Annotated in this window: 11 protein-coding genes; 2 read left to right on the top strand and 9 right to left on the bottom strand. The window is 70.3% G+C overall.

Going from position 1 to position 11,491, the window contains the following annotated elements; translation table 11 throughout:
• Positions 1-52: 52 nt before the first annotated feature.
• From ABTZ89_RS02180 to mbhE, 9 genes are all read right to left on the bottom strand, one after another.
• Positions 53-1,360, bottom strand: coding sequence for a M20 family metallopeptidase (locus ABTZ89_RS02180; RefSeq protein WP_351039068.1), 1,308 nt, complete (start codon positions 1,358-1,360; stop codon positions 53-55).
• Between the two features lie 484 nt (positions 1,361-1,844).
• The gene (locus ABTZ89_RS02175; RefSeq protein ID WP_270948355.1) at positions 1,845-2,123 is read right to left on the bottom strand and encodes a hypothetical protein; all 279 of its coding nucleotides are present in this window, start codon (positions 2,121-2,123) and stop codon (positions 1,845-1,847) included.
• 124 nt (positions 2,124-2,247) lie between these two features.
• Positions 2,248-2,595: a monovalent cation/H(+) antiporter subunit G gene (gene mnhG / locus ABTZ89_RS02170; protein ID WP_270948356.1), complete on the bottom strand. Its 348-nt coding sequence runs from the start codon at positions 2,593-2,595 to the stop codon at positions 2,248-2,250.
• Positions 2,592-2,858 carry an MrpF/PhaF family protein gene (locus ABTZ89_RS02165; RefSeq protein WP_270948357.1) on the bottom strand — a complete coding sequence of 89 codons (267 nt, stop codon included), beginning with the start codon at positions 2,856-2,858 and terminating at the stop codon, positions 2,592-2,594. Before ABTZ89_RS02165 ends, mnhG begins: the two co-directional genes overlap by 4 nt.
• A gap of 139 nt (positions 2,859-2,997) precedes the next feature.
• The gene (locus ABTZ89_RS02160) at positions 2,998-3,552 is read right to left on the bottom strand and encodes a Na+/H+ antiporter subunit E (RefSeq protein ID WP_270948358.1); all 555 of its coding nucleotides are present in this window, start codon (positions 3,550-3,552) and stop codon (positions 2,998-3,000) included.
• Positions 3,545-5,080, bottom strand: a complete 1,536-nt coding sequence (locus ABTZ89_RS02155; protein ID WP_351039063.1) for a Na+/H+ antiporter subunit D — start codon at positions 5,078-5,080, stop codon at positions 3,545-3,547. Before ABTZ89_RS02155 ends, ABTZ89_RS02160 begins: the two co-directional genes overlap by 8 nt.
• On the bottom strand, positions 5,077-5,493 hold the full coding sequence (locus ABTZ89_RS02150) for a Na(+)/H(+) antiporter subunit C (protein WP_270948360.1): 417 nt from the start codon (positions 5,491-5,493) through the stop codon (positions 5,077-5,079). Before ABTZ89_RS02150 ends, ABTZ89_RS02155 begins: the two co-directional genes overlap by 4 nt.
• Positions 5,490-6,035: an MnhB domain-containing protein gene (locus ABTZ89_RS02145; RefSeq protein ID WP_270948361.1), complete on the bottom strand. Its 546-nt coding sequence runs from the start codon at positions 6,033-6,035 to the stop codon at positions 5,490-5,492. The genes ABTZ89_RS02150 and ABTZ89_RS02145 overlap by 4 nt, the downstream gene beginning before the upstream one ends.
• Entirely contained in the window at positions 6,032-8,386 is a 2,355-nt protein-coding gene (mbhE, locus tag ABTZ89_RS02140) for a hydrogen gas-evolving membrane-bound hydrogenase subunit E (protein ID WP_502949503.1), read from the bottom strand. The genes ABTZ89_RS02145 and mbhE overlap by 4 nt, the downstream gene beginning before the upstream one ends.
• Before the next feature lie 446 nt (positions 8,387-8,832).
• On the opposite strand from mbhE, the gene ABTZ89_RS02135 reads away from it, so the two are divergent.
• Both ABTZ89_RS02135 and ABTZ89_RS02130 read left to right on the top strand, forming a co-directional pair.
• Positions 8,833-10,548 (top strand): serine/threonine-protein kinase, encoded by a 1,716-nt coding sequence (locus tag ABTZ89_RS02135; protein WP_502949502.1) that lies wholly within the window; start codon positions 8,833-8,835, stop codon positions 10,546-10,548.
• A 50-nt stretch (positions 10,549-10,598) separates the two neighbouring features.
• On the top strand, positions 10,599-11,408 hold the full coding sequence (locus ABTZ89_RS02130) for a purine-nucleoside phosphorylase (protein ID WP_270948364.1): 810 nt from the start codon (positions 10,599-10,601) through the stop codon (positions 11,406-11,408).
• Positions 11,409-11,491: the final 83 nt, after the last annotated feature.

Genomic DNA, 11,491 nt, shown 5'->3' with positions numbered 1-11,491 from the left:
CGGGGTGCCCGAACCCGGTCCGCAGCACGGGCGAGGAGCGGTCAAGCACCGCTCACGCCACGCCTTCGGCGTCCTGCTCGGCACCCGCACCCGGGCCGCGGCTGGTGACGCCGCCTCCCGACGTGCAGAACTCTTCCGACGAACTCCCAGCGGAGCGCTCGCGCAACGCCGCCAGGAGGCGGTTCCGCTGCGCGCCGTCCACTGCGGCGGCCACCGCCGTCCAAGCCATCGCCAACGCCCCGTCGAGCACCGCCCGGTCGGCGGTCGGGGTCGCGCAGGCCGCGGCGAACTCCGCCTGGTGGTTGACCGCGTCGCCGCAGTCGATCGCGATCATCGGGTGGATCGCGGGCAGGAACCTGGTCACGTTGCCCATGTCGGTGCTGCCGATGACATGGCCCTGCTCTGCACCTCGGTCGAGCGGTTCCCGCCCGAGCTCGGTGATCGCGCGGCGGTAGGCCTCCGACAACCAGCCGTCGGGGTCCAACTCGGCGTAGATCGGGGAGATCTGCACGACCTCGTGCGTGCAACCGGTCGCCGTCGCGCCCGCCTCGAAGCAGGCCCGGATGCGGTTCTCCAGGCGCTGCAGGGAACGCGCTTCGGCAGCGCGCAAGTTGTAGACCGCCGCGGTGCGCGCGGGAACGATGTTCGGCGCCGCGCCACCTGCGGTAACGATACCGTGCACCATCTGGTGCGGCTCGAGGTGCTGGCGCAGCAGGCCGATCGCGACCTGCGCGACGGTCAGCGCGTCGGCCGCGTTGAGGCCCAGCTGCGGGGCCGAGGCGGCGTGCGCCTCGCGGCCGGTGTAGCGCACTTCGAGATCGTTGATGGCCAGCGAGGTCGGGCGGCAGACCTCCGCCGGACCCGGGTGCACCATCATCGCCATCGCCACGTCGTCGAAGGCGCCGCGCTCCAGCATCAGCACCTTGCCGCCGCCGGTCTCCTCGGCGGGGGTGCCGATCAGGCGGACCGAGATGCCCAGGTCATCGGCGACGTCGGCCAGCGCCAGGGCGGCACCGACCGCGGCCGCGGCGATGACGTTGTGCCCGCAGGCGTGCCCGACCTCGGGCAGCGCGTCGTACTCGGCGCAGACCGCGACGGCCAGCTCACCGCTGCCGGACTCGGCGACCAGCGCGGTGTCCAGGCCGGCCACCGGCGTGCTGACCGCGAAGCCGTGGCGGGCGAGCAGGTCCGCGACCTTGGCGGCGCTGCGGTGCTCGGCGAAGGAGAGCTCCGGCTCGGCGTGGATGCTGCGGGAGAGTTCGACCAGCTCGCGCTCGTGGCGTTGCACCGAAGCGCGGCAGCGAGCGCGCGCGGCGGCGGCACGATCGTGATCACGGTGCGGAGCGGGAACTGTACTCATTTGGCCCTATCCTGCACCATCGCGATGGTCTAGCGGGCGCCAACCGGCGAACACCGAGCCCACCGGTACGCCCCCTGCGACGAACGGGCGGTCTCGATTCAGCGCGACCGAAGAATTGTTTTCAACGCGCATTGATTTCACGTTCAACCGAGCGGAAACACCCACCACCAGCGCATTCCGCCGGATTGGTGATCGTCGGACCAGAGCCGATGGTTGAACGGGCAACCAGAACGGAGTTCGCCGAACGGGTGCGGACAAGGGTGTGGGTTGGCACCGGTCGGGGGGCTTCCCGGTGCCAACCCACGTCTGAGGGGGCTCTCGCCCCGGACCCGCACGTCGGACGCTTGTCGCCTCCTGGGGCTTGCGCCTACGCACGTAGTCAGTTGTGAAAATCCCACAGGTTCGGCGCCAGGTCTAGTCCATGGCGAGAATTGGCAGTGAAATTATTTCGCAAAGGGGTCGGTCACCCGGTTCGCCCGGGAACTCACGACTTTTTCCACGTGACGAACAAGACCGGCTTCTTGCGCAGGCGGCGCGACAGCAGCACCGCACCGATCAGCACGAGACCGCCGATGCCGATCGCCATGCGCTGGCGGGTGTCGACGCCCGGGTCTTCAGCCGGCGGAGCGGGCGGCTGGTCTTGCGCCAGCACGACCACCTGCGGAGGCGCGACGGCCTCTCCCGCCGAGGCCACCGCAGTCGGAGCCAGGAACAGGGACAGCGCGATCGCGAGGCCAGCGAGCACGCGGCCGGTCCGCCACATGATGGCTCCACATCCTTCTGCGCCGCGTCGGACTACCGACACTTTCGTGGTCACCCGTACAGGACCATTTGATCATAGTCGGCGCGGAGTGTGACCAGACGCGTTCAAGATGTGCCGGATCGGATCAGCGGACCCGGCGCTCCCGCTCGATCCGATCCCCCATCTCGTCCACCACCAGGGTGTCCCGGCGGATGCTGTCCGCGCGGTAGGCCGCCCGGCCCACCAGCTGCGCCATCACCGGCGCGGTGAGCATCTGGAACAGCCCGACCAGGATCAGGCCCGAGGCGTAGATGAAGTCCAGCTGCACCGCGGTGCCGATCAGGATCAGGATCAGGCCCAGCGTCTGCGGCTTGGTGGCGGCCTGGAGGCGGGCCAGCACGTCGGGGAAGCTCAGCAGCCCGATGGCGCCGAGCAGGCAGGACAGCGCACCGCCGATGAGGCAGACCGCCGAGAAGACGTCCAGCAGGCTCATCGGTACGGCTCCTTCTTCTCGACCAACCGGGCAGCGCTGACCGACCCGATGAAGGCCAGCAGCGCGAAGGCGGCCAGCAGCGCGATGTTCGAACCGTCCTGCAACCAGCCCATGCCGACGCACGTCCCCGCGATGATCATCGTGACGAACACGTCGACCGACACGATCCGGTCCAGCGTGCTGCGGCCCAGGATCAACCGCACCAGGACCAGCAACCCGGCCACGCACAGCAGGCCGAAGGTCACCAGGAAGACCCAGGTCATGCTCGGTCCCGCCTCTCCGCGATCTTCAGTGATTGTTGCGTTCGGGAGTGATCTCGCGTTGTGGGGGTTTCTTGTGGCTGGGTTGCATCACGGTCCCCTGAGGTGCGGTCGAGCAGAACTCCGGCTGACACAAGAGATGTCATGCGCGTCCCTCTGTTCCGCTGACCAGCGCCACGTCGTTCGCCGAGCCGACCGCCCGCACCACCCGGCGCTCCAGGGCCAGCACCTCCCGGCGCACCGACTCGGCGTCCTCGACCTGCATGCCGAGCGCGTAGACGTAGCAGATCCGGTTGACCCGGTCGATCTGCAGCACGAACTTGCCCGGCGCCAGCGACAGCGCGTTGGCCACCATCGCGATGATGTGGTCGGAGTCGGTCCGCAGCGTCACCGCCACGATCCCCGCCGTCGCCCGCGGCCCGCGGGTCACCGCCTGCCAGGACACCCGCGCGGTGGAGATCACCAGGTCCCAGGCCAGGTAGCCGACCAGCGCCAGCAGGCTCAGCGGGCGCACCGACATGTTGGTGTTGATGGTCGGCGTCGGGAACAGCGTCGCGACGAACACCGCCACCACCAGGCCGAAGAACAGCGTGCCCAGGTCGAAGGTGCCCCACAGCATCACCCAGACCACGGTCAGCCAGGCCACCAGCGGCAACCGCCGCACCAACCCGCCGCGCCGTGCGATCCGCTCACTCACCGGCGGCACCTCCCAACACCGCGCTCCGGTAGGTCTCGCCGTGCATCAGGTCCGTCGCGGCCCGCCCGCTGACCTCCGCCAGCGGACCCGCGACCAGCGCGATCACCACGCTGGCGGCCACCAGCACCCCGCTGGCCACCACCATCGGGCGGTTCGAGTCGGCGGTGCCGACCACCAGCTCGTCGGTCGGGTCCGGGTCCTGCTCGGGAGCTTTGACCTGGCCCCAGAACGCCCGCGTCCACACCCGCGCCATCGCGTACAGGGTGAGCAGGCTGGTCAGCACCGCGCCGCCGGTCACCACGTAGGCGGGCCAGGTCGCGGCGCCGACACCGGCCTGCAGCAGCGCCAGCTTGGCGACGAAGCCGGAGAACGGCGGCACCCCGGCCAGGCTCAGCGCGGGCAGCGCGAACAGCACCGCGATCAGCGGCGCGGCCTTGGCCAGCCCGCCCATCCGGGTCAGCGCCACGGTGCCGGTGTGGCGCGTGATCAGACCGCTGACCAGGAACAACGTCGCCTGCACGGTGATGTGGTGCACCACGTAGAGGATCACGCCGGTCAGGCCGATCACGTCGTAGACGCCGAGCCCGAACAGCATGTAGCCGATGTGGCTGACCAGCAGGAACGACAGCAGCCGGTTCAGGTCGTTCTGGGCCAGCGCGCCGAGCGCGCCGACGATCATGGTGATCAGCGCGATGCCGAGCATCAGGTTCCAGCTCTCGGCGTGGCTGAACACCAGCGTCTGGGTGCGGATCAGCGCGTAGATGCCGACCTTGGTGAGCAGCCCGGCGAACACCGCGGTGACCGGCGCGGGCGCGGTCGGGTAGCTGTCCGGCAGCCAGAAGTGCAGCGGCACCATCGCCGCCTTCACCCCGAAGACGATCACCACCAGCAGCGCCAGGGCGCTCTGCAGGCCCGCCGGCAGCTCGTGCACCTTCTCGCCGAGGTCGGCCAGGTTCACCGTGCCGGTCGAGGCGTAGACCAGCGCGATCATCGTGATGAACAGCAGCGAGGACGCCAGGCTGACGATCACGTAGGTCATGCCCGCGCGGATGCGGGTGGCGGTGGTGCGCCGGGTGATCAGCACGTACGACGAGCTGAGCATGATCTCGAAGGCGACGAACAGGTTGAACAGGTCGCCGGTGAGGTAGGCCAGCGAGACACCGGCGCACAGCACCAGGTACATCGGGTGGAACGTGGTGCTGGAGCGCTCCCGGCCGTAGTCGGTGATGCGCTGGCCGATCGAGTAGATCAGCACCGCGAAGGTCACCACCGAGGAGACCAGCAGCAGCAGCGCCGAGAGCCGGTCGGCGACCAGCGTGATGCCCATCGGGGCCGGCCAGGCGCCCATCTGCAGGACGACCGGGCCGGAGGTGTCGGCGACGTGGAGCAGCACCGCCGCGTCCGCGATGATCGCGCCGAGCACCAGGATCCCCAGCGCGCGCTGGAAGTCCGCGAAGCGCCCGAGCGCCAACGACAGACCGGCCGCGAGCAGGGGGAGCAGTACGGGCAGGGCGACGAGAACCGTCACTGAGTGGCCTCCTTCGCCAGGTCCTCGGCGCTGTCCTCTTCGGACTCGGCCAGCCGGCGCTCCAGCCGCTGGATGCGCCGGTCCTCGATGTCGTCGCGGACCTCGTCGTGGCCGAGCAGCGTCCACGAGCGGTAGGCCAGGGCCAGCAGGAACGTGGTCAGCGCGAAGGTGATCACGATCGCGGTCAGCGCCATCGCCTGCGGCAGCGGGTCGGCCATCTGCGCCGGATCGGTGGTGCCGATCATCGCGGCCCCGGCAGGCGGCCCGCCCGCGGTCTGCAGCAGCAGGTTCGAGCCGTGCCCGAGGATCACGATGCCCAGCAGGATGCGCATCAGCGAGCGCTGCATCAGCAGGTAGAAGCCGACCGAGTACAGCACCGCGAGGACCACGGCCATGGTCAGGTTGATCGTCATCGCTGCCCCCGCTCCGCCGCGTCGACGTCGGCCTCGATGCCCGAGCCCAAGGTCCGCAGCAGGTCCAGCACGACGCCGACGATCAGCAGGAACACCCCGCTGTCCAGCAGCACGCTGGTGACGAACTTGATCTCGCCGAGCGGCGGCACCGCGAACTTGTAGATCGCCGTCTCCAGCAGCTCGCCGCCGAACAGCAGCGGCAGGAACGCGGAGGCGGTGGCGATGGTCAGGCCCAGGCCGATCAGCACCGGCGGCCGCATCGAGACGATCGCGCTGTCGTCCATCCGGCCACCGGCGAGGTAGCGCAGCACGAACGCCTGCCCGGCGACCAGGCCGCCGCTGAACCCGCCGCCGGCCCGGTCGTGCCCGGCGAACAGCAGGTAGATCGACAGCACCAGCACGGTCGGGAAGGCGATGCGGGCGACGAGCTCGAGCAGCATGGTGCGCTGCTTGCCGTCGCGGCAGAAACCGGACAGCAGCCAGCGTTCGGTCGGCGCGTCCCAGGTCGTCCAGGACGGGCGCTTCACCGGCGTCGTCGTCATTCGCGCACCTCCTCCGGCTGCTTGATCGTGGTCTTGGCGGTGATCGGCGGTACTCGCGTGCTGCGTTTCCGCCGCTCGTGGCGGGAGGCCAGGATCAGGCTGGCCACGCCGGTGGCGGCCACCGCGAGCACCGAGATCTCGCCGACGGTGTCGAAGGCGCGGAAGTCGACGATGATCGCGTTGACCACGTTGGTCGCGCCCGCGCCCTTCTCGGCGTTGGCGATGAACTCGGCGCTGGCCTCCGGTGGCGCGTGGCGCGCGCCGCTGAAGATCACCGCGGCCAGCGAGATGAAGATCCCGGCGGCACCGGCGATGATCGCCCGCGGCGCCCGCAGCGCTGCGGTGTCGGACTGGGTGAAGCGCACCGGCAGGCGGCGCAGCACGAACACGAACGCCACCAGGGTCAGCGTCTCCACCAGGAACTGCGCCAGCGCCAGGTCCGGGCCGCCGTCCACGATGAACAGACCACCGATGCCGTAGCCGACGACGCCGACCAGCAGCACCGCGGTCAGCCGCCGGCGGGAGCGCAGCACCGCGATCGCCGCGACGATCACCACGATGGCCAGCGGGATCTGCAGCAGGTCGTCGTAGCTGCGCAGGTCGTCCGGCAGGTCGGTGCGCAGCAGCAGCGCCGAGCCCGGGACCGCCAGGACGGTCAGCAGGATGATGCCCAGGTAGGTCGGCAGCGAACCGACCTGCAGGCGACCGGTGACGCCGACCGCCACCCGCTCCAGCAGCGCCATGATCCGCTCGTAGCCGCGCTGCGCGTCCAGCGGCCGCGGCAGCCGGTTGCGCATCGCGGTCAGCTGGACCCGGCTGAGGTGCAGCGCGACACCGCCGGCGACGGCGATCGCGGACAGCAGGAGCGGCAGGTTGAATCCGTGCCAGAGCGCCAGGTGGTACGGGTCGACGACGGGCGTGAACGCCTCGGCGTAGGAGCTGGCCAGCTTGTCGGCCACCGGGTAGCCGAGGCCGAGCACGACGCCCACCACCGCGGGGACCGCGGCCGGCAGCACCGCCTGCAGGCCGGGCTTCTTGGCCTTGGTCGCCGGCACTCCCGGCTTGTCGGCGAACGCGCCGAACAGCATCCGCAGGCTGTAGGCGACGGTCAGCATCGAGCCGAGCACCAGCACCACGTCCACCAGCAGGTCCGGTCGGCCGCCGGTGAGGAAGGCGCTGAACGCGGCTTCCTTGCCGATGAAGCCGAGCATCGGCGGAAGTCCGGCCATCGAGGCGACGCCGAGGACGGCGATCACCGCCAGCCACGGCATCCGGCGCCCCAGCCCGGACAGCTCGCGGATGTCGCGGGTGCCCGCCTGGTGGTCGATGATGCCGACGACCAGGAACAACGTCGCTTTGAACATGCCGTGCGCGAGCAGCATCGCGGCACCGGCCATCGCCCCGGTGTGCGTGCCGGCGCCGAACAGCACCATCAGGAAACCGAGCTGGCTGACCGTGCCGTAGGCCAGCAGCTTCTTCAGGTCGTACTCGTGCAGCGCGCGCCAGCCGCCGAGCAGCATCGTGGCCAGGCCGAACAGGATCGCGGGCAGGTACCACTGCGGCACGCCCAGGAACACCGGCGCGAGCCGGGCCACCAGGAACACACCGGCTTTGACCATCGACGCGGCGTGCAGGTACGCGCTGATCGGGGTGGGCGCGACCATCGCTGCGGGCAGCCAGTTGTGGAACGGGATCTGCGCGGACTTGGTGAACGCGCCGACCAGGATCAGCACCGCGGCGACCGCGGTGGCGGTGCCGCCCGGCGGGTGCTCGACCAGCTCGGAGATCCGGTAGGTGCCCGCGGTCTCGCCCAGCACCACGAAGCCGAGCAGCATGACCAGCCCGCCCAGGCTGGTGATCATCAGCGCCTGCAGCGCCGACCGGCGCGATTCGCGGCTGAGCCCGGCCTGCCCGACCAGTAGGAACGAGCAGATCGTGGTCAGTTCCCAGAAGACGTAGACGGTGATCAGGTCGTCGGAGAAGATCAGCCCGAGCATCGCCCCGGCGAAGGCCAGCAGCAGCGGTGCGGAACGCCGGGCGTCGCCGCCACCGCGGGTGAAGTAGGAGTCGGCGTAGACCAGCACCACCGCGCCGAGACCGGCCACCAGGATGGTCATCAGCAGCGACAGCGCGTCCAGCCGGAAGGCGAACTGCAGGCCTATCAGCGGTGCCCACTCGACGGTCTCGCTGATCGTCTGCCCGGACAGCACCGGTCCTGCCTGCGACAACACCCAAAACAGAGCCGCAGCCGGGGGAACGGCTGCGGTCAGGAATGCGGCTCGGGTGCTGCGCCGGGCGAGGAACGGTAGCGCCAGGGCCACCAGCAGGTGCACGACGACGAAAGCGAGCAAGGGCACCTCCTCGACGCCGATTGGTCGTGGTCAGCTCGACCCGCCGACACCCGATCACCGGGGATTGTTCGCCACCGTCATCGCGGACGCACCACAAGCGGATATGCTGCTCGTTCCGGCGCGCGACGCTGCGAGTATCGGCGTTGAGAAGGCTCGGGCCAGCGAGGTCCGATCGGCGTCCAACTTATCCGAAACACACGAGTCCGAGCCAATCCGCGATCTTGCGACCGGTAGCAGATCGACACCGGTTTTTCCGTTGCGGCGGAATGACCTTGGCCGCGCTGACCACGCCTTTCGGGCGACTTCGCAGGTGGGATTACTCACGTTGTGTAACGCCGATACGACCGATTCGCGCTGATCACCCGGGAGGCAAGGGGGCGTCCCAGCTGAGCAACGATCGGCGGTTTCGCCCTCGCGCGGTCGGTTCGCTGTGGAGAATGTCCTCCGTGCCCGCGAACGACAACGACATCCTCACCGGTGCCGGCCGGCTGATCGGCGACCGGTACCGCCTGGACCGCAAGCTCGGTGGCGGTGCGATGGGCACCGTGTGGGCCGGTACCGACGAACTCCTGCGCCGCCCGGTGGCGGTCAAGGAGGTCAAGCTGCCGCCGGGGATGCCCGACGAAGAGGCCGCCGAGATGCGCGAGCGCGCGCTCCGGGAGGCCCGGGCCATCGCCGTGCTCTCGCACCCCAACGTGGTGACCCTCTACGACGTCGCCCGCGAGCACGGCGAGCCGTTCGTGGTCATGGAGCTCGTGCCGTCGCAGAGCCTCGCGGCGATCCTCGGCGAGCACGGCGAGCTCGACGACCACCAGATCGCGATGATCGCCGAAGGCTGCGCGGCCGGGCTGGACGCCGCGCACCGGGCGGGCATCGTGCACCGCGACGTCAAGCCGGGCAACGTGCTGATCGGCGACGACGGCCGGATCAAGGTCAGCGACTTCGGCATCTCCCGCAACATCGCCGAGCACACCATCACCAGCACCGGGATCCTGCTCGGCACCCCGGCGTTCATCGCCCCCGAGGTCGCGGCGGGCGAAGGGGTCTCGGCGTCGGCCGACCTGTGGGGTCTGGGCGCGACGCTGTTCGCCGCTGCCGAGGGCCGCACGCCCTACGACGTCGGCGACGACCCGCTGGCCACCGTGACCGAGGTGGTGCGCGGCCCCGTGCCGCGGGTGAGCCGCCCCGGTCCGATCGGCGAGATCATCACCGCGCTGATGGTCAAGGACCCGACGCGGCGGATGCCGCTGACCGAGGTGCGCCGCCGGGTGCAGCACCTGCTGCCGGAGCCGGGAGCGCGTCCGTTCGCGATGCTGCTGGACCCGGAAGCACCGACGGTGCGCGTCCGCACGCTGGTCCCGGCGACGCCGTCGAACCCGGTGGTTCCGCCTCCCCCGCAGACCAAGCACCCCACGCTCAACTCCCAGGCCGGGCAGCTGGCGAGGGATCCCGGGCTGCCGCCGTTCGAGCTGAAGGACCCGCCACCGCCCCGCCGCTCGCCGTGGGCCGCGGTGGCGCTGACCGCGGCCGCCGTCGTGCTCTTCGCCGGTGCGGTGGGCGGTGGCTTCGCCGCCAGCCGGGTGATCATGGGTCGCGACGTCCTGCCGCACTCCGGCACCCCGCAGGGCGTGGCGACGGAAACCCACGTGGCCGACCAGATGGACCTGGTCGGGCGCGCCGACAACGCCAAGCACACCGCCGCGCCCAACGGCGGCGAGTTCAGCATCCTCACGCCCAACGCCCAGGGGTGGCGGCGGTTCCACAGCGAGCGCACCGACATCGCCAACAGCCTCGTGGTGTCGAACGTGTCCCCGGACGGACGCATCGAGATCGCCGTGCAGCGCTACGGCAACTACTTCAACTCGGGCTACACAGTCGACGACTACCTGAGCCAGCTACCGAAGACCGCGGGCGAAGGCGGCCAAGTCGCCGCGGAGCAACCGGTCGACAACAGCACGGGCAAGCGGCTGAGCTACACGACGACGGTGGCACCGACGCTCGGCACGCAGGGGGCCACGGCCGAGCGCTTCTCGCTCGCCGACCTGACGCGACGCGGCAACGACCTGTGGATCGTCCGGGTCACCGGCCCGGCCGGGACCTTCGTGGAGAACCAGAAGATCCTCGACCAGATCTCCCCGAGCCTGCAGACCAGCAGCTCCTGACGCGGGAAAGCCCCGGACGATTCCCGGAGCAGCTACTAAGCTGCGCGGCTGTGACGTCTAGTACTGCTCCCGACCCGTCCGCCGCCGCTTCGGCCGCCGCCGCGAAGCTCGCCGAGGCCACCGGCGTCGACCGCCACGACCTGGTCGTCGTGCTCGGCTCCGGCTGGCAGCCCGCCGCTGAGGAGATCGGCGCTCCCGCCGCCGAGATCGGCATGGCCGAGCTGCCGGGCTTCGCCGCGCCGGGCGCGATCGGGCACAGCGGCAAGATCAGGTCCGTGCCGGTGGGCGACAAGCGCGCGTTGGTGATGCTCGGCCGCACGCACCTCTACGAGGGCAAGGGCATCGACCCGGTGGCGCACGGAGTGCGCACCGCGATCGCCGCCGGTTGCCGCACGGTGGTGCTGACCAACGCGGCCGGTGGGCTGCGCGAGGGCATGCAGGTCGGGCAGCCGGTGCTGATCAGCGACCACATCAACATGACCGCGCGATCGCCGCTGGTCGGCGCGAACTTCGTGGACCTCACCGACCTGTACTCGCCGCGGCTGCGGGACCTCGCGCGCAGCATCGATCCGACGCTGGAGGAAGGCGTCTACGCGGGTCTGCCAGGTCCGCACTTCGAGACCCCGGCCGAGATCCGGATGCTGAGCACCCTCGGCGTCGACCTGGTCGGCATGTCGACGGTGCTGGAGGCGATCGCGGCGCGCGCCGAGGGCGCCGAGGTCTTCGGCCTGTCCCTGGTGACGAACCTGGCGGCGGGCCTGAGCGGCGAACCGCTGAACCACGAAGAGGTCCTGGAAGCGGGCCGCGCATCCGCGAGCCGCATGGGCAAGCTTCTTCGCTCCGTCGTCGAAGCGTCCTGATGTCGTGAGTGCGTAACAGTGTTCGAACACTGTTACGCACTCACGACCCCTGTGCTTGGGCCACCTGGGTGTATCGGGTGCCG

This window comes from Saccharopolyspora sp. NPDC002686 (genome assembly GCF_040295745.1).
In the GTDB taxonomy this organism is placed as follows: domain Bacteria; phylum Actinomycetota; class Actinomycetes; order Mycobacteriales; family Pseudonocardiaceae; genus Saccharopolyspora; species Saccharopolyspora oryzae.
Note: the sequence above shows the minus strand (reverse complement) of the source record. Positions and strands in the feature narration are given on the sequence as shown.